17 protein-coding genes are annotated in these 20,398 nt (G+C 64.9%); 11 read left to right on the forward strand and 6 right to left on the reverse strand.

What is annotated here, in order from left to right:
• Positions 1-11: 11 nt before the first annotated feature.
• Genes SIN08_RS01665 through SIN08_RS01675 form a run of 3 tightly spaced genes read right to left on the reverse strand, consistent with a single transcriptional unit; the run spans position 12 to position 4,428 of the window.
• Positions 12-932, reverse strand: a complete 921-nt coding sequence (locus SIN08_RS01665) for an ABC transporter permease subunit (RefSeq protein ID WP_322449750.1) — start codon at positions 930-932, stop codon at positions 12-14.
• A gap of 56 nt (positions 933-988) precedes the next feature.
• Positions 989-2,521 (reverse strand): glutathione ABC transporter substrate-binding protein, encoded by a 1,533-nt coding sequence (locus SIN08_RS01670; RefSeq protein WP_322449751.1) that lies wholly within the window; start codon positions 2,519-2,521, stop codon positions 989-991.
• A gap of 44 nt (positions 2,522-2,565) precedes the next feature.
• A complete protein-coding gene (locus tag SIN08_RS01675; RefSeq protein ID WP_322449752.1) occupies positions 2,566-4,428 on the reverse strand; it encodes a dipeptide ABC transporter ATP-binding protein in 1,863 nt (620 codons plus the stop codon).
• A 195-nt stretch (positions 4,429-4,623) separates the two neighbouring features.
• On the opposite strand from SIN08_RS01675, the gene SIN08_RS01680 reads away from it, so the two are divergent.
• From SIN08_RS01680 to SIN08_RS01690, 3 genes are all read left to right on the forward strand, one after another.
• Positions 4,624-5,574, forward strand: coding sequence for a LysR family transcriptional regulator (locus SIN08_RS01680; protein WP_322449753.1), 951 nt, complete (start codon positions 4,624-4,626; stop codon positions 5,572-5,574).
• Positions 5,571-6,392, forward strand: a complete 822-nt coding sequence (locus SIN08_RS01685; RefSeq protein WP_322449754.1) for a M55 family metallopeptidase — start codon at positions 5,571-5,573, stop codon at positions 6,390-6,392. The genes SIN08_RS01680 and SIN08_RS01685 overlap by 4 nt, the downstream gene beginning before the upstream one ends.
• 189 nt (positions 6,393-6,581) lie before the next feature.
• Positions 6,582-7,658: a DUF475 domain-containing protein gene (locus SIN08_RS01690; RefSeq protein WP_322449755.1), complete on the forward strand. Its 1,077-nt coding sequence runs from the start codon at positions 6,582-6,584 to the stop codon at positions 7,656-7,658.
• On the opposite strand, the gene SIN08_RS01695 is transcribed toward SIN08_RS01690, so the two are convergent.
• Positions 7,640-8,143, reverse strand: a complete 504-nt coding sequence (locus SIN08_RS01695) for a GAF domain-containing protein (protein WP_322449756.1) — start codon at positions 8,141-8,143, stop codon at positions 7,640-7,642. The two genes, SIN08_RS01690 and SIN08_RS01695, sit on opposite strands and share 19 nt — an antisense overlap.
• Before the next feature lie 483 nt (positions 8,144-8,626).
• On the opposite strand from SIN08_RS01695, the gene SIN08_RS01700 reads away from it, so the two are divergent.
• The 8 genes from SIN08_RS01700 to SIN08_RS01735 all read left to right on the forward strand — a co-directional run bounded on the left by SIN08_RS01700 (position 8,627) and on the right by SIN08_RS01735 (position 17,918).
• Positions 8,627-9,658, forward strand: a complete 1,032-nt coding sequence (locus SIN08_RS01700; RefSeq protein WP_322449758.1) for an aminoglycoside phosphotransferase family protein — start codon at positions 8,627-8,629, stop codon at positions 9,656-9,658.
• A gap of 342 nt (positions 9,659-10,000) precedes the next feature.
• Complete coding sequence (locus SIN08_RS01705; RefSeq protein WP_322449759.1) at positions 10,001-11,314, forward strand: sugar ABC transporter substrate-binding protein; 1,314 nt, start codon at positions 10,001-10,003, stop codon at positions 11,312-11,314.
• Between the two features lie 69 nt (positions 11,315-11,383).
• The gene (locus SIN08_RS01710; protein WP_322449760.1) at positions 11,384-12,256 is read left to right on the forward strand and encodes a sugar ABC transporter permease; all 873 of its coding nucleotides are present in this window, start codon (positions 11,384-11,386) and stop codon (positions 12,254-12,256) included.
• 11 nt (positions 12,257-12,267) lie between these two features.
• Positions 12,268-13,098: a carbohydrate ABC transporter permease gene (locus tag SIN08_RS01715; RefSeq protein WP_322449761.1), complete on the forward strand. Its 831-nt coding sequence runs from the start codon at positions 12,268-12,270 to the stop codon at positions 13,096-13,098.
• 14 nt (positions 13,099-13,112) lie between these two features.
• Positions 13,113-14,111: an ABC transporter ATP-binding protein gene (locus SIN08_RS01720; RefSeq protein ID WP_322449762.1), complete on the forward strand. Its 999-nt coding sequence runs from the start codon at positions 13,113-13,115 to the stop codon at positions 14,109-14,111.
• A 19-nt stretch (positions 14,112-14,130) separates the two neighbouring features.
• Positions 14,131-15,606 carry a mannitol dehydrogenase family protein gene (locus SIN08_RS01725; protein WP_322449763.1) on the forward strand — a complete coding sequence of 492 codons (1,476 nt, stop codon included), beginning with the start codon at positions 14,131-14,133 and terminating at the stop codon, positions 15,604-15,606.
• Positions 15,607-15,657: 51 nt separating this feature from the next.
• Complete coding sequence (locus SIN08_RS01730) at positions 15,658-16,344, forward strand: HAD family hydrolase (RefSeq protein ID WP_322449764.1); 687 nt, start codon at positions 15,658-15,660, stop codon at positions 16,342-16,344.
• Complete coding sequence (locus SIN08_RS01735; protein ID WP_322449765.1) at positions 16,344-17,918, forward strand: FGGY-family carbohydrate kinase; 1,575 nt, start codon at positions 16,344-16,346, stop codon at positions 17,916-17,918. The genes SIN08_RS01730 and SIN08_RS01735 overlap by 1 nt, the downstream gene beginning before the upstream one ends.
• A gap of 32 nt (positions 17,919-17,950) precedes the next feature.
• On the opposite strand, the gene SIN08_RS01740 is transcribed toward SIN08_RS01735, so the two are convergent.
• Both SIN08_RS01740 and SIN08_RS01745 read right to left on the reverse strand, forming a co-directional pair.
• Positions 17,951-19,120, reverse strand: a complete 1,170-nt coding sequence (locus SIN08_RS01740; RefSeq protein ID WP_322449766.1) for a mandelate racemase/muconate lactonizing enzyme family protein — start codon at positions 19,118-19,120, stop codon at positions 17,951-17,953.
• A 168-nt stretch (positions 19,121-19,288) separates the two neighbouring features.
• A complete protein-coding gene (locus SIN08_RS01745) occupies positions 19,289-20,398 on the reverse strand; it encodes a sn-glycerol-3-phosphate ABC transporter ATP-binding protein UgpC (RefSeq protein WP_322449767.1) in 1,110 nt (369 codons plus the stop codon).

Genomic DNA, 20,398 nt, shown 5'->3' on the forward strand with positions numbered 1-20,398 from the left:
ACGTGCGGTTCCTATTTGTACCGGATGGCGGGGTTGATGAACCCGTAGAGCATGTCCACCGCCAGGTTGATGAGAAGGAACTGAAGGGAGAACAGCATGATCTCCGCCTGCACCACCGCGTAGTCGCGGAAGTTGATGGCATCGAGCAGCAGTGAGCCGAGACCGGGCCAGCGGAACACCTTTTCCACCACGATCGAGCCGCCGAGCAGGAATCCGAACTGGAGACCGGCCATGGTGACGACCGGAATCAGCGCATTCCGCAAGGCATGCTTCCAGATCACGACACGCTCGCGCAGGCCCTTTGCGCGGGCGGTGCGGATGAAGTCTTCACGCGCGACGTCGATCACGGCCGAGCGCGTGAAGCGCGCCATGATCGCGGCAACGCCCGCTCCGAGCGTGATGGAAGGCAGGATGAGGTCCGACGGCTCGTCGAAGCCGCTGGTGCCGAGCCAGCCGAGATGAACGGAAAAGAACTGCATCAGGAGCAGGCCGAGCCAGAAATTGGGCATCGAGATGCCGGAAACGGCGAGGAACATGCCGGCATGGTCGCCCGCGCTGCCGCGGCGCACCGCCGAGACCACACCCGCGATCAGCCCGAAGAGCACCGACCATGCAAGCGCGCAGACCGACAGCCAGAAGGTGGGCATGAAGGCGCGCGCTATCATCGTGGACACGGGTTCGCCCGTGCGCAGCGAGGTGCCCAGATTGCCGCTCGCGAGGTTCTTCAGAAAATCCACATACTGCGCGAACAGCGGCCGATCCAGGTTCAGCGCCTGACGAATGGCCTCCACTTCCTCCTGCGTGGCGGACTCGCCGGCAAGGAGCCGCGCGGGGTCGCCCGGCAGGGCATGGATGAACAGGAAGACGAAGACCGAGATCAGGAAGAGAACCGGCACGAGTGCCGCCAGCCTGCGCAAGAAATACTGCAACATGGGCTTTCATCCGGTGGTGGCCCGGCACAAAGGCGCCGGGCCATGGGAAGTCGGGTTTATTCGTATGCGGCGTGGGTGAACTGCATCGTTCCGTCCGGCATCTGGAAGACGCCCGACAGCCCCTTCTTTCGCGCGGCCATCTTGTTCTCGATGGCGAGCCAGACGACCGGTGCGTCCTTCCAGATCTGCTTCTGCGCGACCGAGTAGGCCTCGCGGCGCTTTTCGGGATCGGCCGTGTTCAGTGCCTCCTGGATCGCCTCGTCGACCGTCTCGTTGGAATAGAAGGCCATGTTGTAGATCTTCGGGATCCAGCCTTCCGTCGCGTAGACCGGACGCAGATGCCAGTCGGCATCACCGGTGGATGGCGACCAGCCGCCGAGCAGCATGTCGAACTCGGCCTTTTCCGGCACCATGGAAGAGAAGACCTTTTCCGAGCGCGTTGCCCCTTCCATGGGCACGATGTCGGCGCGCACGTTAATCTGGGAGAGCTGCTGCTGCAGGAACTGCAGCATGCGCACGCCGGTGGAGTTGTTCACGCCCCAGATGGCGATGTCGAAGCCGTCTTCGTAGCCGGCTTCTTTCATCAGCCGCCGCGCCTCCTCGATATCCGTCTTGAGCGGCCCCTGGCTTTCATAAAAGCGCGTGTCCGGGGCGATCGGCGAGTCCGGCACGACGCCGTGACCGGAATAGACGACACCCACGAAGGCCTGCTGGTCAACCGCGAGGTTGAAGGCGCGACGCACCCGCTCGTCCTTGAAATGGTCCTTGAGCATGTTCATGGACGCGGTCCAGACCGTGATGCCCGGCACTTCGAGCACCTCGTAGCCGCCGCTCGATTCCACCGAATCGGCCAGTTCGGCCGGCAGGATGTGGATGAACTGGACCTCGTCGGACAAAAGCATGGAGACGCGGGTGGAGCTTTCCGTGACAGGGTAGAAGGTCACCTTGTCGACCTTGGGCCATTCGCTGTCCCAGTAGTCCTCGTTCTTTTCGAGAACCAGGCGTTCGCCCGGAATCCACTCCTTGAACTTGAAGGGGCCGGTGCCGACGGGGTGTTTTTCGACATCCTTGCCGAACTCCTCGAGCGCCTTCGGACTGTGAATCACCACGGAAGGGTGAGCCACCGTGTTGATCATCGCGCCGAAGGGCTCCTTCAGCTTGAGAACCACCGTGTAGTCGTCCGGCGTTTCGACCTTGTCGACCACCTTGAAAAGGCTGTTCTTGGCAAGGTTCCGCGACTGGTCCGCCAGACGGTCGAAATTGGCCTTCACGGCCGCCGCATTGAAATCCGTCCCGTCGTGGAATTTCACGCCTTCGCGCAGCTTGAAGGTGAAGGTCTTTGCATCGTCGCTGCCTTCCCAGCTGGTGGCGAGCTGCGGCACCAGCTTCATGTTCTTGTCGAAGCCGATGAGCCGCTCGAGCACGCCGCTGGCGGCCGAGTAGTCGACATTGTAGTTGGAGTTGTGTGGATCCATCTTCTGGAAGATCTGGTCCATGGCGATCGACAGATCGGCGGCCACCGCCGGTATGGACAGCATGCTTCCGGCAAAGAGTGCGGCGCTGAACGCGGCGCGTTTAAAGAACTTCATGTCATTATCCCCTCGGTTTGCTGCGGTTGTTGCTTCTTGCCGCTTCAGGCGGCGCGGTCTGCCGGCGGCTCGTCGGCCTCGGGCCGGCGTGCGATGTAGTGGCCGGCGGCCACCTCGATCATCTCGTTGATCGCCGGCGGGCGGCCGACCGGATGCACCGGGCTCGGCACCTCGCCCGTTATCGGCATGCGGTTCCGCTCGCGCATCGTCGGATCCGGTACCGGAGCGGCGGCCATGAGGCGCTGCGTATAGGGATGGCGCGGATCCTCGAAGACGGCCCGGCGCGGGCCCGTTTCCACGATCTGGCCGAGATACATCACGGCCACACGATGGCTGATGCGTTCGACCACCGCCATGTCGTGGGAGATGAAGATATAGGCGAGGCCGAAACGTCTCTGCAGGTCCATGAGGAGGTTGATCACCTGCGCCTGCACCGAGACGTCGAGCGCCGAAACCGCTTCGTCGGCAATGACCAGCTTCGGGTCGGTGCCGAGCGCCCGTGCAATGGCGATGCGCTGGCGCTGGCCGCCCGAAAATGCATGCGGGTAACGGCTCGCATGCTCCGCCTTGAGTCCCACCTGCTCGAGCAGCCATACCGCCTTGTCGAAAGCGCTTCGCTTGTTCTCCAACCCGTGGAGCAGCATCGGCTCGGATATGGAATAGCCCACCGTCAGCCGCGGGTTGAGTGACGCGTAGGGGTCCTGGAACACGAACTGGATTTTCCGCCGCAGTTTCTGCAGATCCTGCCGGGACAGCTTCGTCAGGTCTTCGCCGTCGAATTCCAGTTTCGCCGCCTGCGCCTCGACGAGACGTAGGATGGAACGGCCGGTGGTGGATTTGCCGCAGCCCGATTCCCCCACCAGTCCCAGCGTCTCGCCGGGCCAGATGTCGAGGTCGAGATGCTCGACCGCGTGCACCCGTTTCCTCACCCGGCCGAACAGCCCCTGGCCTATATCGAAGCGCGTTGTGAGACCGCGCACGGAAAGGAGCGGCTCGGCAGCATAGTCGATCGGTCTGGCCGGTGCCTCGGCCATCGCCGGCGCTTCGTTCTCGCCCGGCACGGGAAAGGGGGCCGGATCGTCCGTGCCCTTCATTGCGCCCAGATGCGGCACGGCCTTGAGGAGAGAACGCGTATAGGCGTGTTTCGGCGCGCGGAAGATGGTCTCGACGTCGCCTTCCTCCACTTTCTCGCCGCGAAACATCACCACCACCCGGTCCGCCATTTCGGCGACCACGCCCATATCGTGGGTGATGAAGAGGACCGACATGTCCTGCTGGTCCTGCAATTCGCGGATAAGCCGAAGGATCTGCGCCTGGATGGTGACGTCTAGTGCGGTCGTGGGCTCGTCGGCGATCAAAAGCTGCGGCCTGCAGGAAAGCGCGATCGCGATCATCACCCGCTGGCGCATGCCGCCGGAAAGCTGGTGCGGATGGCGTTTCATGACCTGAGCCGCATCGGGGATGCGCACGCGGTTCAGCGTATCGAGCGCAATGGCGGCGGCCTCCGGACGGCTCTTCTTCTGGTGCGTGACGATCGCCTCGATGATCTGGTCGCCGATCGTGAAGACCGGGTTGAGGGAGGTCATCGGCTCCTGGAAGATCATGGCCATTTCGTTGCCGCGCATCAGCCGCGCCTGCTCGGGGTCCAGGCTGCTCATGTCGACGATGCCGCCGTCGCGTTTCCTGAAGGAAATCGTGCCGTCCGTAATCCTGCCGCCGCCGAATTCCACCAGGCGCATGACCGAAAGGGCACTGACGGACTTGCCTGAACCGGATTCGCCGACGACCGCGACCGTCTCGCCGCGCTTCACATCGAGGTCGAGCCCGCGAACCGCCTGCAGCGGGGATTCGCCATGGCCGAAGCATACGTTGAGGTTCCTGATTTCGAGCAGATGCTCTGCGTCCATATGGTCGGTCCTTTCCCCTTCCAGGCAATTCACGGCATGTGCCTTGCCGCGACCTGCTGCGCTCTTGCCGGCGCGTTGACATGCAAGTGAAGCGGTCCGGGTGCGCCCTGGCCAACGCCGTTTCGGTATAAACTATGCCGGATATGCATAGATTGCCGCTTGTCCTGCCCGGCAAAGCATGGTCGTCTCCCCGCCATGGACACGAAGTGGCTGGAAGATTTCTTGGCGCTCGCGCAGACGCGAAATTTCTCGCGGGCGTCCGAGGAGCGCAACGTGACGCAGCCGGCCTTCAGCCGCCGCATCAGGGCGCTGGAAAGCTGGCTGGGCGTTTCGCTCTTCGACAGGCGCACCTATCCCGTGACGTTGACGACGGAAGGGCGCGCCTTCCGCGAAACCGCCGAGAACATCGTTGCGACGCTCTATGCCGATCGTGCACAGTTTCAGGAACGCCTGCATGTCAACCGGCCGGATCTGAGGATCGCCGCGGCGACGACGCTCAATCTCAATTTCATTCCCGATTGGCTGCACGGGCTCGAGGGCGAGACGGGCCACCTGACCACCCACATCTTCACGCAGAACTTCCACGACATGTTCCACGATCTCGCGGAAGGCGAGATCGACCTCGTCCTGCAATATGCGCACGCGGATGTGCCGCTGCTGTTCGAGGCGTCGCGCTTCGACACAAGAGTGCTCGCCTGCGAGCCGATGATTCTCGTGTCCCCTGCCGACGAGCGCGGCCAGCCCCTGCACGACCCTTCGCGCGCCGGCTGCGATATGGCGCTTCCCTATATGGGCTATTCGCCGGACGGCTATTTCGCGGAGGTGGAGAAGCTCCTTTTCGCCCGCCGGCAGAAGGACGGGCCGATGATGCGGCGTCTCGGCGAAAGTCCGACCTCGGAAGTGCTCAAGCGGATGGCCGTCCGATACGGCGCGCTGACGCTGCTGCCCGAAAGCTGCGCGCGCGACGTCCTTCAACGCGGCGAAATGCTGTGCGTGGGCGGGCCGGATTGGCAGGTGCAACTCGAAATCAGACTCTATCGCTCACGCGATTCCCGGCGTGCCGCCGTGCGCAAGCTGTGGGCGGCGCTCAACCGTCCGGCGCGAGGGGAACCGCAGTATCCTGCATATGAGGAAAGACAGGCGTGAACATCTTCATTTCGGTGGACATCGAAGGCGTGGCCGGCGTCAGCGAACCCATTCAGGGACAGCGCGGCAATGCGGAATATGAAATCGCACGCAGATTGATGACAGAGGAGGCCAATGCCGCAATACGCGGCGCGTTTGCCGCAGGTGCGCGCGCAGTCACGGTCGCCGACTCGCATGGGCCGATGCGCAACATGATCGCCGATGCGCTCGACCCGCGTGCGATGCTCGTTTCCGGCAAGCCGCGTCCGCTTTCGATGATCCAGGGTATCCACGAAGGCCATGACGGCGCGGTGCTGATCGGCTATCACGCCGCCGCGGGAAACCGTGGCGTGCTGGCCCATACGATCAGCGGATTGGCATTCGCCCGCATCGAAATGAACGGTGTTCCGGTGGGCGAGCCGACCCTCTTTGCCGGTCATGCCGCCGAAATCGGTGTGCCGCTTCTGGCGGTCAGCGGCGACGACCGGCTGGGCGAGGAGATCAGGACGCAGTTCCCGAATGCCCGCGTGATCGAAACCAAGACGGCCCTTGGCGCCCAGGCGAGCCGAAGCCTTTCTCCGCACGCCTCCCGCGATCTGATCGAGAGGGAAGTCCGTACAGCCGTTGAAGGGGCTGCGGGGCAGAGGCCGCACGCACCGTGCCAGCCCCCGCTCGAGGTCGTGGTGACCTTCAACAGGCAAGTCTTCGCCGACGCTGCCTGCCTCGTGCCCGAGATCTCGCGCAGGGGCGCGACGGAAGTCGTCTTCACGGCAGGAAGTCACGCCGATGCGATCGGCATCCTCGCCGCCTTTTCGATCCTCGCGCAGGGACTTTCCTGAGGGCCGCAGCCGGCGTGGTTCGATCCACTGCCCCCTGTCGAGGGCGGTCGCCGCGGTCTTTCCCAGCCGTTCGCAAGGACGAAAACGCCCCTTCTCGTCCCGGCCGATCGGACAGCGGGTGCTTGCAACGCGCCGTTTCATGACTACTTCGAATAATGCCTGCCCGTTCTGCCCGGTGCCTGAAACCCGATGTTCCACTATTTCAAATGGGCCTTCATCTTCACGGCAGCCGGCCTCGCGCTGGCCGCCCTGGTCGGCTGGCAGGCGACGGAGACCGTTTCCGGCACGCTGTCGATCTTCTTTATCTGCGCGGTGCTGGCGGTGCTGGAGATTTCGCTCTCCTTCGACAACGCCATCGTCAACGCCAACCGGCTCAAGGCAATGACGCCGGTCTGGCAGCGGCGGTTCCTCACCTGGGGCATCCTGATCGCCGTTTTCGGGATGCGCATCATCTTCCCGCTTGTCATCGTCGCCGTCGCCGCGTGGATCGGCCCCTTTGCCGCGCTGAAGCTGGCCATCACCGAGCCGCGGCTCTACGCCGAGATCATGCGCGAGGCGCATCTGGGGATCGCCGCCTTCGGCGGCACCTTCCTCATGATGGTGGGCCTCAGTTATTTCTTCGACGAGCACAAGGAAATCCACTGGGTCCGCGCCATCGAGGAACGCATTTCGCGCGTGGCAAGCATACGCGGCGTCGAGATCGCCTTCGTCCTGGTGTTGATGCTCACCTTCACCGCCCTCCTGGAGGAAGAGAAAAAGCTGACCTTCCTCCTGTCCGCCATCTATGGTCTCCTGACCTTCATCGGCGTCGACATCCTCAGCAACGTGCTGGACCGGACGAAGGACGCGTTCGCCGGCGCGGCCAAGGGCGGACTGGGCGCGTTCCTCTATCTCGAGGTTCTGGACGCCTCCTTCTCCTTTGACGGGGTGATCGGCGCGTTCGCGCTGAGCCAGAACCTGTTCGTCATCGCCATCGGGCTGGGGATCGGCGCCTTCTATGTGCGCTCCATGACCATCATGCTGGTCGAGAAAGGCACGCTCACGCACTACCGCTATCTGGAGCACGGCGCATTCTACGCCATTCTCGCCCTGTCGGTGGTCATGTACGTGCAGGCGCTCGTGCATGTGCCGGAGGTCATCACCGGACTCGGCGGAGCCGCGCTCATCGGCCTCGCCTTCTGGTCCTCCGTGCGCTTCAACCGGCGGCACGGGCAGGCGCAGGATGCCCGTGCCGAATCGGTGCTCGGCTACTCCTCCGACAGGTAACGGTTCGCCAGATAGGCGGCCTTGGCGGGAATCGCCAGATAATGCTTCACCAGCTCCTGGCGTTCGGGCGTGAAGTGGTCCTCCCCGTGCAGCATGTTGACGGTGCCGACGAGCGAATCGCCGATCACCACCGGCAGGTTGATCACCGATCCGCAGCCCAACGCACCGATCTGCGCATAATCCCTGAAGATCGGCACGAGATCCGCCAGCTTGTTGGCGACGAACATCTGCCGGTGCTTGTGCACCTGCTCGTACCAGCGGTTATCGCGAAAGGGCCGTGTCTCGGTGACCGGGTAGCGCTCGGGATCGCTCGTGTAGGTGCGGCGCGCCACCCCGTTTTCCGATTCCACGGTGAGAAAGGTGAAGAGCTTGACCCCCACCAGCGTCTGCGCGAGCGCGTAAAGCGCGTCGAACGGCGCCTGCGGCGCCTTGGCGAGCGAAAGCGCATGATCGAAAGCCGCCAGCGGACGGTTCACCTGTGTCATCAAAGCTCCTGTTTCATGCATCCGAACTGCCGCGAAGGCGAGGCTCAGGCGACGGACGACACGCATCCGCCCCTTCGGGCCACGAGTGCAAGGGACGGGCCGGCGGCCTTCCGTCCATCCACACCGCATGCCGGCCCGCCGCGGTCATGGCAGCTCCCTTCCATCGGGGAAGAGGTGCGCGGCAGACGAATGGAAGCATGGAACTGGGTGGCAATACCCGTCAGACAAGGCCCGCTGGGATCTCCTGTTGCGCAAGCGTATGTGGGATCGTATCGCCCGACCCCGCCCGGGACTGGTTTCAACCACACCGCCTATCCCAACTCCATTAAAAAATTTTTCTGCAGAAGGATTATTCAGAAAAAGCGATGTCGCGCGGCGCGCCGGCGCGGTCGAACTATCCGCGCCGTTGCGGATGCTCGGCAGGTCCGCGCGAAAACCGGGAGCTGGGTTGAATGCCTCCCTGTCCTTTCCCATCATCGGGTCATGGAAATCGACGCCAGAATCCGCCGCACGGTCGGGGACATCATCGCCGCCCGCAATGGCATGCCGCCGAAAGACCTGAAACTCGAGCGCAGCAGCCGCAGCAGCTTCGGCGGGGCCGAAGCGGCGGGCCTTGCCGTCGTCACCGCCCGGTACCGCAACAGGCTCGACCGGCCCGAGATGCGGCGCATGGTCGTCAAGCGGCTCGTGGGCCGCCCGGCGCGCGAGGCCGCCGTTTATGAGCGGCTCGTGGCAATCCATGTGCCCGGCATGGCGCCCGAGCTTCTGGCCGTCGAGAATGACGGGCCGGACTCGGCCATCATCTTCATGGAAGCGGTGCGCCGCGTGAACGCCTGGCCGTGGGCGGATGCGTCCAACACCGCCGAGATGCTGACACGCCTCGGCCGGTTCCACCGCTCGCTCGACAAAAAGGACGTGGCCCTGCCGGAATGGGACTACGAAACCGAGCTTGCGGCCATGGCCGAGGCTACCGTCTCGACGCTCGACCAGTGCCGCGGCCATCCCGAACTTGGCGTCCTGACACGGCATATGGGACAGCTCGAGCGGCTGCAGGCGGCCCTGCCCGGGCTGAGACGGCAGCTCCTTTCGGAAGAGCCATTCGGCTGCCGCCCGATCCATGGCGACCTGCACCCCGGCAATGCCCTGGTGCGGCGGCGGGACGGCGGCCACCAGCCCATCCTCATCGACTGGGGGCGGGCACGCGTCGGCTCTCCGCTCGAAGACGTCAGTTCGTGGCTTCAATGCCTGCGTTTCTGGGATGCGGGTGCGCAGCGCGTCCACGACAGGCTCTTTCACGATTATCTTTCGGCCTTCGGCATGCCGCGCCGGCTGACCGACGACATCCGCGCCGCCTACTGGATCGCCGGCGCCTCGAACACGCTCGCCGGCGCCCTGCTCTACAACCTCTCCATCGCGCTCGACGCGCGGCAGGGCAAGGCCCGCCGCGAGACCGCCTTCCATGTCGCTCGCGACTGGCTGCGCATCGTGCGCCGGGCGCATGCCTGGACGATGTGATGCCGGCGGACCTCGTCACTGCTTTGCAGTCGTTGCGGCATGAATCCTCGGATCGGGCCTGTGGACGAGGAACGGAGAAGGTCGTCGCCAATCGTCGGCGTCGGCATCTCGCCATGAGCCTCCCCACCGTCGTCATCCTCGGGCTTGACCCGAGGATCCATGCCTGAGCATCGCCACGCCACCAGCGATCAAATTTCCCTGGCCTTTTCGAACCTTACCCCCTCGTCAGCACCGCTTTTGCTGCACCGCAGCAACGAATTCGATTGACTTTCCACGGCAGTTTATGAGTATTTGCTCATGAGCATAGCAATTGCTCAACGAGCGATCCCACGGGAGGAATTCATGACACTCAAGCCCCTGCTCCTCGGAGCAAGCTCCCTCTTTGCCCTCGGGCTTGCCGCCCATGCGGAGACCCTGACAATCGCCACGGTCAACAATGGCGACATGATCCGCATGCAGAAGCTGACGGACGACTTCACGGCCAAGCACCCGGACATCGATCTGGAATGGGTCACGCTGGAAGAGAACGTGCTGCGCCAGCGCGTCACCACCGATATCGCCACCAAGGGCGGCCAGTACGACATCATGACCATCGGGGCATACGAGGCCCCGATCTGGGCCAAGCAGGGCTGGCTTGCTCCCCTCGACGGCCTCGGCGAAGACTACGACGTCGACGACCTGCTGCCGGCCGTGCGGGAGGCCTTGTCGGTGGACGGCACGCTTTATGCTGCGCCCTTCTACGGGGAGAGCGCCATGATCATGTACCGCACAGACCTGTTCGAAGAAGCCGGGCTCGAAATGCCTGCATCGCCCACCTGGAGCTTCATAGCGGATGCGGCACGCCAGGTGACCGACAAGGAGAACGAGATCTACGGCATCTGCTTGCGCGGAAAGGCCGGCTGGGGCGAGAACATGGCGTTCATCACAGCTCTGGCAAATTCCATGGGCGCGCGCTGGTTCGACATGGAATGGCGGCCGCAGTTCGACAGCGAGGAGTGGAAGAACGCCACGCAATTCTATGTCGACCTGATGAACGACGCCGGTCCGCCCGGAGCCTCCTCCAACGGCTTCAATGAAAACCTGGCCCTCTTCCAGTCCGGCAAGTGCGGCATGTGGATCGACGCAACGGTCGCCGCCTCATTCGTGACCAATCCCGACGAGTCCACGGTCGCCGACAACGTCGGCTTCGCCCAGTTCCCGACCTACCAGGACCTCGACAATCACGGCAATTGGCTCTGGGTATGGTCGCTGGCCATCCCGGCCAGCTCGGAAAAAATCGAGGCGGCCAAGAACTTCATCGCCTGGGCGACGTCCAAGGAATACACCGAACTCGTAGCCTCGGAAGAAGGCTGGGCGAACGTGCCGCCGGGAACACGCACCTCTCTCTATGAGAACGAGAAGTATCTCGAGGCGGCGCCATTTGCCGACGAGACACTAGACGCAATGCAAGCCGCCGACACGACCAACTCCTCGGTCCAGGAGGTGCCCTATTCCGGCGGGCAGTTCGTGGCCATCCCCGAGTTCCAGGGCATCGGCACGGCGGTCGGCCAGCAGTTCTCGGCCGCGCTCGCCGGCCAGGTGTCGGTCGACCAGGCGCTCCAGAGTGCCCAGCAGCTCACCGAACGTGAGATGATGAAGAGCGGCTACATCAAGTAACCGTTCCTCCTCCCTGGGCCGCCTCGGGTAGCGCGGAGGCGGCCCCTTTTCCTTCGGCGGAGAGAACCGATGGCCACGATGCACACCCGCTCGACCGCGCGCCTGATGATGGCGCCCGCCGTCGTGCTTCTGCTTTTGTGGATGATCGTGCCGCTCGGCATGACCATCTGGTTCTCCTTCCTGCGCTACAACCTCCTCATGCCGGGCATGGAGGAGTGGGCGGGTTTCTCCAACTACTACTACTTTCTCACCGATCCGGCCTTCAGCACGGCGCTGATCAACACGCTGCTGCTCGTCGGCGGCGTTCTCCTGATCTCGGTGGGCGGCGGCATCGCGCTGGCGCTGCTGCTCGACCAGCCCTTCTTCGGCCAGGGCATCGTGCGCCTGCTCGTGATCGCGCCGTTCTTCGTCATGCCCACCGTTTCGGCGCTGGTGTGGAAGAACATGTTCATGAACCCGGTCTACGGGCTCTTCGCCTGGATCGCGAAGTTCTTCGGCCTCCAGCCCATCGACTGGCTGGCCGAGGTGCCGCTCCTGTCGATCATCCTGATCGTCTCCTGGGGGTGGCTGCCGTTTGCGACCCTCATCCTGCTGACGGCCCTGCAGTCGTTGAACGAAGAGCAGAGGGAGGCAGCCGAGATGGACGGTGCCGGCCCGGTCTCGCGCTTCATCTATATCGTCTTGCCGCACATGGCCCGCGCCATCACGGTGGTGATCCTGATCGAAACCATCTTCCTGCTGTCGGTCTTCGCCGAGATCCTGGTGACGACGAACGGCGGGCCGGGGCTGGAAAGCACCAACCTCACCTATCTCGTCTACGTGCAGGCGCTTCTCCAGTTCGATGTCGGCGGGGCGTCGGCGGGCGGTATCGTCGCCGTCATCCTCGCCAACATCGTCGCCATCTTCCTGATGCGCATCGTCGGCAAGAACCTGGACGCGTGAGGAGCAGACCCATGGCACGCGCAGTCTCCACCCGCCGGAAATGGACCATCACCCTCGTCGCATGGGTGATCGGGCTCGCCCTGTTCTTCCCGATCCTGTGGACCGTCCTGACGAGCTTCAAGACCGAGGGCGAGGCGATCGCCTCTCCACCCTCCCTCATCTTCTTCGACTGGACGCTTCAGAACTATTTCGAGGTGCAGGACCGCTCGAACTATTTCAAATATGTCGGCAACTCGATCGTGCTCTCGCTCGGCTCGACGGTGATTGGCCTCCTGATCGCCATTCCCGCCGCCTGGGCGATGGCCTTCTCGCCCACCAGGCGCACCAAGGACGTGCTTTTGTGGATGCTGTCGACCAAGATGCTGCCGCCCGTCGGCGTGCTGGTGCCGATCTACCTCATCTTCCGCGATGCCGGGCTGCTCGACAGCCGCATCGGGCTCGTGATCGTGCTCACCATGATCAATCTGCCGATCATCGTGTGGATGCTCTACACCTATTTCCGCGAGATCCCCGGCGAGATCCTGGAGGCCGCACGCATGGACGGCGCCTCGCTTTCCAAGGAGATCATCTACGTGCTGACGCCGATGGCGCTGCCCGGCATCGCCTCCACCATGCTGCTCAACATCATCCTGGCCTGGAACGAGGCCTTCTGGACGCTCAACCTCACCGCATCGAACGCAGCACCGCTGACAGCCTTCATCGCAGCCTATTCGAGCCCCGAAGGGCTGTTCTGGGCCAAGCTGTCGGCGGCCTCGACGCTCGCCATCGCACCGATACTCATCATGGGCTGGTTCTCACAGCGCCAGCTCATCCGCGGCCTGACCTTCGGCGCGGTGAAATAAGGCTGGGGGATAGAATGGGAAAGATTACGCTTGAAAAGGTCTCGAAATCCTTCGGCCAGACCGCGGTGATCCCTGAGATCGATCTCGAGATCGACGACGGCGAGTTCGCGGTTTTCGTCGGCCCGTCGGGCTGCGGGAAATCGACGCTCCTGCGACTCATCGCCGGGCTGGAAGACACGACCCGGGGCAAGATCCTGATCGACGGCGAGGACGTGACCGGTGCGGCGCCGGCCAGGCGCGGCCTGTCCATGGTGTTCCAGTCCTACGCGCTCTATCCGCACATGACGGTGCGCCAGAACATCGCCTTCCCGCTGAAGATGGCAGGCGAAGAGAAGCCGGCGATCGCCCGCAAGGTGGAGGAGGCTGCCCGGATCCTCAACCTGGCGGATTACCTCGACCGGCGCCCCGGCCAGCTCTCCGGCGGCCAGCGCCAGCGCGTAGCCATCGGCCGCGCCATCGTGCGCCAGCCCAAGGCCTTCCTCTTCGACGAGCCGCTCTCAAACCTGGACGCGGCCCTGCGCGGCACCATGCGGCTGGAGATCAGCGAGCTGCACCAGACGCTGAAGACCACCATGGTCTACGTCACCCACGACCAGGTGGAGGCGATGACCATGGCCGACAAGATCGTCGTGCTGCAGGCCGGCCGCATCGAGCAGGTGGGCTCGCCCATGGAGCTCTATCGCAACCCGAGGAACCTCTTCGTCGCCGGCTTCATCGGCGCGCCGAAAATGAACCTGATCGACGGCTCGGAAGCCGCCCGGCGCGACGCCGCCACCATCGGCGTGCGCCCGGAGCATATCCGCCTGGCGGACGGGAACGGCGCGTGGGCGGGCACGGTCGGCGTGACCGAACGGCTGGGTGCAGACACGCTGTTGCATGTGGAGGTCGACGGCATCGGCCAGGTGACCGTGCGCACGGACGGCGAAAATGCCGTGAAGAGCGGCGACACGGTGCATCTCCTGCCCGATCCCGACAAGATCCACCGCTTCGACCCCAACGGACAGGCTTTGTGAGGTACAACGGGACGTGACGATGACGATCAGGCTTTCCACCGATACGCTCGGCGCAATCACCCGCGCCGCCGTGCCGGCCTATGACAGGGCGGCGCTCACCGGCGGCATCGTCCATTTCGGCGTGGGCAATTTCCACCGCGCCCATCAGGCGATCTATCTCGACACGCTGTTCAATACAGGCCGGGACCACGACTGGGCGATCATCGGTGCAGGTGTCCTGCCCACCGACGCGGCCATGCGCGAACGGCTTGCCGGGCAGGATATGCTGACCACCGTGGTCGAGCAGGATGCTAACCGCAGCACAGCGCGCGTCACCGGCGCCATGATCGACTATCTGGCGCCGGGCGACGCCGCGGCTATCATCGCCAAGCTCGCGGACCCGGCGATCCGCATCGTCTCGCTGACGATCACCGAGGGCGGCTATTTCATCGATCCGGCCTCCGGCGTGTTCGATCCCACCCATCCGGCGATCGCCGCCGACGGCGCAAGCCCGAAAAACCCCTCGACGGTCTTCGGGCTGATCGCCGCCGGCCTGAAGCAACGGAGAAAGGCGGGCACCCGCCCCTTCACCGTCATGTCCTGCGACAACATTCCCCACAACGGCGCGGTCACCCGCAGTGCCGTCACCGGTCTTGCCGCGCTTTCCGATCCGGAGCTCGCCGCCTGGATCGCCGAGACCGTCGCCTTCCCCAACGGCATGGTCGACCGGATCACGCCGGCGACGGGCGAGCGCGAGCGGCGCATCTGCGCGGAGGATTACGGCATCGAGGACGCCTGCCCCGTCTTCTGCGAGGGCTTCAAGCAATGGGTGCTGGAGGACGACTTCCCGGCCGGGCGCCCGGCGCTGGAGGAAGCGGGCGTCCAGTTCGTGCCGGATGTCACGCCCTACGAGAACATGAAGATCCGCATCCTGAACGGCGGCCATGCGGTGATCGCCTATCCGAGCGGGCTTCTCGACATCCATTTCGTGCACGAGGCCATGGCGCATCCGCTGGTGCGGGGCTTTCTGGAGAAGGTCGAGTACGAGGAGGTCATCCCCGTCGTGCCGCCCGTGCCGGATACCGACCTCGGCGGCTACTTCCGGCAGATCAAGGAGCGTCTCGACAACCCGAAGATCGGCGACACGGTGCGCCGGCTCTGCCTCGACGGCTCCAACCGCCAGCCGAAGTTCATCGTCCCCACCATCGCCGACCGGCTGGCGCGGGGCGAAGGCATCGCGGGGCTGGCGCTTGAGTCGGCCCTGTGGTGCCGCTATTGCTTCGGCGTCAGCGAAAGCGGCAAGACGATCGAACCGAACGATCCCGCCTGGGACCGGCTGCAGGCCCAGGCCCGGCTTGCGAAGGAGAACCCGATGGCATGGCTCGCCATGGAGGACATTTACGGCGAGGTGGCGCAATCGGAACCGTTCCGCGCGGCCTTCGCCGGAGCGCTCACCGCGCTCTGGCGGGACGGCACCGAGAAGGTGCTTGCGCGCTATCTCGAGGGGCAGGGGTAGCCAAATGGACAAGCCGTTGCCTCTTCGGCGCGCCCTCGCAGGGCCCGCCCGGTGACCGATCGCCGTCTCGTCATCTTCGATTGCGACGGCGTGCTGGTCGACAGCGAGCCGATTTCCATCGCCGTGCTTCTGGAGATCATCGCCGAGGCGGGGATCAGGATCGATCCCGGCGATGCCTACCGCCGCTTTCTCGGCCGCTCCATGGCGAGCATCGCCGCCGCGATCCATGAGGAATTCGGCCTTGCCATCACCGACGAGCACCTGGAAGCCATGCGGCTGCGGCTCTACGACCGCTTCCGCCAGGCACTGATGCCGATTCCCGGCCTCGCCGCCATGCTGCCGGCGCTCGGCCCGGCGCGCTGCGTGGCCTCCTCCAGCCAGCCCGAGCGCATCCGCCTGTCGCTCGGCGTGACCGGCCTGCTGGAATTTTTCGAGCCGCACATCTATAGTTCCACCATGGTGGCGAACGGCAAACCCGCTCCGGATCTCTTTCTCCATGCTGCGAACGCGATGGGCATGGCGCCGGAACATTGCATCGTGGTGGAGGACAGCCCTGCCGGCATCGAGGCGGCGCGGCGCGCCGGCATGCGCGTAATGGCGTTCACGGGCGGCTCCCATGCCGGCCCGGCCGACCTGCGAAAGACGGTTGCCGCGCTCGATCCGGACATCGTCTTCGACGACATGCGCCAGCTTCCCGACCTTATCGCCGGGCTCGACGGACAGGCAGCAACAAGCTGATGCGCGATCTCGTCTGTGCCGTGGATGTGGGGACCGGCAGCGCCCGCGCCGGCCTGATCGACCGGACGGGCCGGCTCTATGCCCGCAACGAGCACCCCATCGTGATGAACCGCCCGCGCGCCAATCACGCCGAGCACGATTCGCAGGACATATGGCAGGCGGTGTGCCGGGCCGTGCGCGCAGCCTGTGAAGCGGCCGGGGTCGGCGCGGACCGCGTCGCCGCGATCGCCTTCGACGCGACCTGCTCCCTGGTGGTGCGCGGCGCGGGCGGAGCACAGCTCAGCGTTTCCGAAAGCGGCGAAAGCCGCTGGGACACGATCGTCTGGCTCGACCACCGGGCGCTCGCCGAGGCCGACGAGATCACCGGCGGCGGTCACCGGGTGCTCGACTTCCTGGGCGGCGTCATGTCGCCGGAGATGCAGTCGCCCAAGCTGACATGGCTGAAGCGGCACCTGCCGGAGACCTGGGAAGCGGCCGGCCATTTCTTCGACCTCGCCGATTTTTTGACCTGGAAGGCGAGCGGCTCGACGGCGCGTTCGCAGTGCACGGTGACGGCCAAATGGACCTATCTCGCCCACGAGGACGGCTGGCGGGCGGACTTCTTCGAAAGCCTCGGCATCGGCGATATGGTGCGCAGGGGCGGCCTGCCACGGCAGGCGACGGAAGTCGGCGCGGCGGTTGGCCGGCTCACCCCGCAAGCGGCCGCCGAACTCGGGCTGGACGAGTCCTGCGCCGTCGGCACCGGCCTCATTGACGCTTTCGCCGGGGCGCTCGGCACCATCGGCGGCTTTCCGTCCGGAGAGATCGGCCGCCACGTAGCGTTGATCGCCGGCACGTCGAGCTGCCTCATGGGCATGGATCCCTCCATGCGGCCGATCAGCGGCCTGTGGGGCCCCTATTACGGCGCCGCAATACCGGGCTTGTGGCTTTGGGAAGGCGGGCAATCGGCAACGGGCGCCCTGCTCGACCACATCATCCGCATGTTCGGCGGCGGGCGCGAGCCCGATGCGGCCACGCATCGCGACATCGCCGGCCGCGTCGCCGAATTGCGGGCCGCCGAAGGCGTGGACTTCGCCGCCGGCATCCATGTGCTGCCGGACTTCCACGGCAACCGCTCGCCTTACGCCGACCCGCATCCGCGCGGCGCCATAACCGGGCTGTCGCTCGATTATTCCTTCGACAATCTGTGCCGCGTCTACTGGCGCACGGCCGTGGCGATCGCGCTCGGGCTGCGCCATATCCTCGACCATCTTGCCGCCAACGGCCAGGAGATCGATACGCTGCACGTTACGGGCGGCCACCGCCGCAATCCGCTGCTGATGGAACTCTACACCGATGCGACGGGGCGCAGCGTGCACGAGCCGCGCACCGAAGACGCCGTCCTGCTCGGCACGGCCATGGCGGCGGCCGCCGCCGCCGGCTGGTTCCCAAGCCTTCAGGAAAGCTGCCGCGCCATGCAGGCGCCTGCCGATGTCCGCAAGGAGAATCCGGCCAATGCCGCCCGCTACGAGCGCGACTACCGCGTGTTCCTGAAGCTCCAGAACGAGCAGCGGGCGCTCGAGGCCCTTGCCTGAGGAAGAAACCCGGCGCGGCGTTTATCGGCCCCTCACGTATTCGTCGCCTCGCGCATCGTCGCGATCAGCGCCGCCTTCTGCTCGAACCCGATCCCCGGCGCATCGGGCAGGCCCACGCGCCCGTTCTCGACCCTGATCGTGTCAGCAAAGCCGCCGAACGGCGCGAAGACCTCCGGATAGGATTCGTTGCCGCCGAGCTTCAAGCCGGCTGCGATGTTGAGCGAAAGCTGATGTCCCCCGTGCGGGATGCAGTTGCGGCTTGAGAAGCCTTCCTCCGCGATCGCCTCGAGGATGCGCATATATTCCACGAGTCCGTAGCTCAGCGCGCAGTCGAACTGCAGCCAGTCGCGGTCGGGCCGCAGACCGCCGTAGCGCACGAGGTTGCGCGCGTCCTGATGCGAGAAAAGATTCTCGCCCGTCGCCATCGGCCCCGGATAGACCTCGCCCAGCCTCGCCTGGAGGGCGAAGTCGAGGGGATCGCCGGCTTCTTCGTACCAGAAGAGTTCGTAGGGTTTCAGCGCCTCGGCATAGGCGAGTGCCGTGGCGAGGTCGAAGCGGCCGTTCGCGTCGACGGCAAGATACCTGCCCTCCCCCACGATCTCCAGCACGGCCTCGATGCGGCGCAGGTCCTCGTCGAGCGAAGCCCCGCCGATCTTCATCTTGACGACCTCGTAGCCCATGTCGCGGTAGCGCCGCATCTCGTCCTGGCGCTGCCGGACATCCTTGCCGGGATAATAGTAGCCGCCGGCCGCGTAGACGAACACGCTGTCGTCATGCGTTCCGTCGCCGTGGTTGGCGGCGAGGTACTTGTAAAGGGGCATCCCGGCGATCTTGGCGACCGCGTCCCACACCGCCATGTCGATAACACCGACGGCTACCGAGCGCTCGCCATGCCCTCCCGGCTTCTCGTTCGTCATCATGACCGACCAGATGCGCCCGGGCTCGAGATTGTCCCGCGCATCGTTGAGGAGGCTTTCCGGATCGGCTTCGCGCAGACGCGGCATGAACCGCTCGTTGAGCAGCCCGCTCGCCGCGTAGCGGCCATTGGAGTTGAAGCCGTAGCCGACGACGGGCTTGCCGTTGCGCTCGACATCGGTGACGACCGCCACCACGCTCGCCGTCATCTTGGAAAAATCGACATAGGCGTTGCGGATCGGCGAGGAGATGGGAACGATAGCGTCGCGGATATCGACGATCTTCATTATTGGCCCCTTCGAGTTTGCAGCAACCGCGCGAAAGGCGGTGCGGCGATGATATGGAGGAGAAGGGACCGTGTGAACCGGAAACCGGCTTCGTCGGGTCGCGGCGCCGGCGCCTGAGAAAGCCGACCGTTTCGCCGAGACCGCCTCCGCCTTTCACAATGAGACGATCTACACGATCCGCTCGGTCGTTTCCGGATCGAACAGGACGGCCTTGTCCATATTGAGAACGAAGGCGAAGGGCTGGCCGGGTTCGGCCGTCGCGTCGGAACGCACGCGCGCCGTGATCTCCTTGCCGGCCAGTTGGGAGACGACGTATGTGTCCGATCCGGTGGGCTCGACGATGTCGACGACCGAATGGATCGTGTCGACGACCTTCGCATCGGGGTCGGTAAGGCCCCTGTCGGTGATCGCCTCGGGGCGGATCCCGAGGATGACCTGCCGTCCTTCATCGAGCGCGCCTCGCGTCGGCGGGAGCGCCACGCGGACGGGATCACTCCCCTCCCCCGAAAGTTCGATCTTCCGCCCGGCGCCATTTGCGACGACGCGCCCCTCGAGCAGGTTCATCGCCGGCGAACCCATGAAGTCGGCGACGAAGAGATTGGCCGGCGCGCTGTAGATCTCGCCGGGCGTGCCCACCTGCTGGACGACGCCCTCCTTGAGAACAGCGATCTTCGTCGCCATGGTCATCGCCTCGATCTGGTCGTGCGTGACATAGACGATCGTCGCGCCGGTATCGCGGTGCAGGCGCTTGATCTCCGCGCGCATCTCGACGCGCAGCTTCGCATCGAGGTTCGACAGGGGCTCGTCGAACAGGAAGACCCGCGGCTTGCGCACGAGCGCCCGGCCCATGGCGACGCGCTGGCGCTGGCCGCCGGAGAGCTGGCTCGGCCGGCGCTTCAGGAGATGCTCGATCTGCAGCAGCTTGGCGGTTGCGCGCACCGCCTCCTCCCTTTCCGCCCTCGGCACGCCCCGCATCTCGAGCGCAAAGGCGATGTTCCCCTCAACCGTCATGTTCGGATAAAGCGCGTAGGACTGGAACACCATCGCGATGTCGCGCTTGGAGGGGTGCAGATCGTTCACCACCTCGCCGTCGATCACGATCTCGCCCTTGGTGACGGGGGTGAGGCCGGCCACCGTGTTGAGCAGGGTCGACTTGCCGCAGCCCGATGGCCCCACCAACACCAGGAAGCCGCCCTTGTCGAGCGTGATGTCGATGCCCTTGAGGATATGGATGCCGCCGATGCTCTTGGAGAGATTGCGCAGTTCCAGAAAAGCCAT

It is taken from the genome of Chelativorans sp. M5D2P16, assembly GCF_034427935.1.
Lineage (GTDB): Bacteria > Pseudomonadota > Alphaproteobacteria > Rhizobiales > Rhizobiaceae > Chelativorans.

Bases quoted from the DNA above. Each gene is read 5' to 3' on its own strand.
- SIN08_RS01665 (WP_322449750.1), bottom strand. From the start codon at position 932: ATGTTGCAGTATTTCTTGCGCAGGCTGGCGGCACTCGTGCCGGTTCTC.
- SIN08_RS01670 (WP_322449751.1), bottom strand. From the start codon at position 2,521: ATGAAGTTCTTTAAACGCGCCGCGTTCAGCGCCGCACTCTTTGCCGGA.
- SIN08_RS01675 (WP_322449752.1), bottom strand. From the start codon at position 4,428: ATGGACGCAGAGCATCTGCTCGAAATCAGGAACCTCAACGTATGCTTC.
- SIN08_RS01680 (WP_322449753.1), top strand. From the start codon at position 4,624: ATGGACACGAAGTGGCTGGAAGATTTCTTGGCGCTCGCGCAGACGCGA.
- SIN08_RS01690 (WP_322449755.1), top strand. From the start codon at position 6,582: ATGTTCCACTATTTCAAATGGGCCTTCATCTTCACGGCAGCCGGCCTC.
- SIN08_RS01695 (WP_322449756.1), bottom strand. From the start codon at position 8,143: ATGACACAGGTGAACCGTCCGCTGGCGGCTTTCGATCATGCGCTTTCG.
- SIN08_RS01700 (WP_322449758.1), top strand. From the start codon at position 8,627: ATGGAAATCGACGCCAGAATCCGCCGCACGGTCGGGGACATCATCGCC.
- SIN08_RS01705 (WP_322449759.1), top strand. From the start codon at position 10,001: ATGACACTCAAGCCCCTGCTCCTCGGAGCAAGCTCCCTCTTTGCCCTC.
- SIN08_RS01710 (WP_322449760.1), top strand. From the start codon at position 11,384: ATGGCCACGATGCACACCCGCTCGACCGCGCGCCTGATGATGGCGCCC.
- SIN08_RS01715 (WP_322449761.1), top strand. From the start codon at position 12,268: ATGGCACGCGCAGTCTCCACCCGCCGGAAATGGACCATCACCCTCGTC.
- SIN08_RS01720 (WP_322449762.1), top strand. From the start codon at position 13,113: ATGGGAAAGATTACGCTTGAAAAGGTCTCGAAATCCTTCGGCCAGACC.
- SIN08_RS01725 (WP_322449763.1), top strand. From the start codon at position 14,131: ATGACGATCAGGCTTTCCACCGATACGCTCGGCGCAATCACCCGCGCC.
- SIN08_RS01735 (WP_322449765.1), top strand. From the start codon at position 16,344: ATGCGCGATCTCGTCTGTGCCGTGGATGTGGGGACCGGCAGCGCCCGC.
- SIN08_RS01740 (WP_322449766.1), bottom strand. From the start codon at position 19,120: ATGAAGATCGTCGATATCCGCGACGCTATCGTTCCCATCTCCTCGCCG.
- SIN08_RS01745 (WP_322449767.1), bottom strand. From the start codon at position 20,398: ATGGCTTTTCTGGAACTGCGCAATCTCTCCAAGAGCATCGGCGGCATC.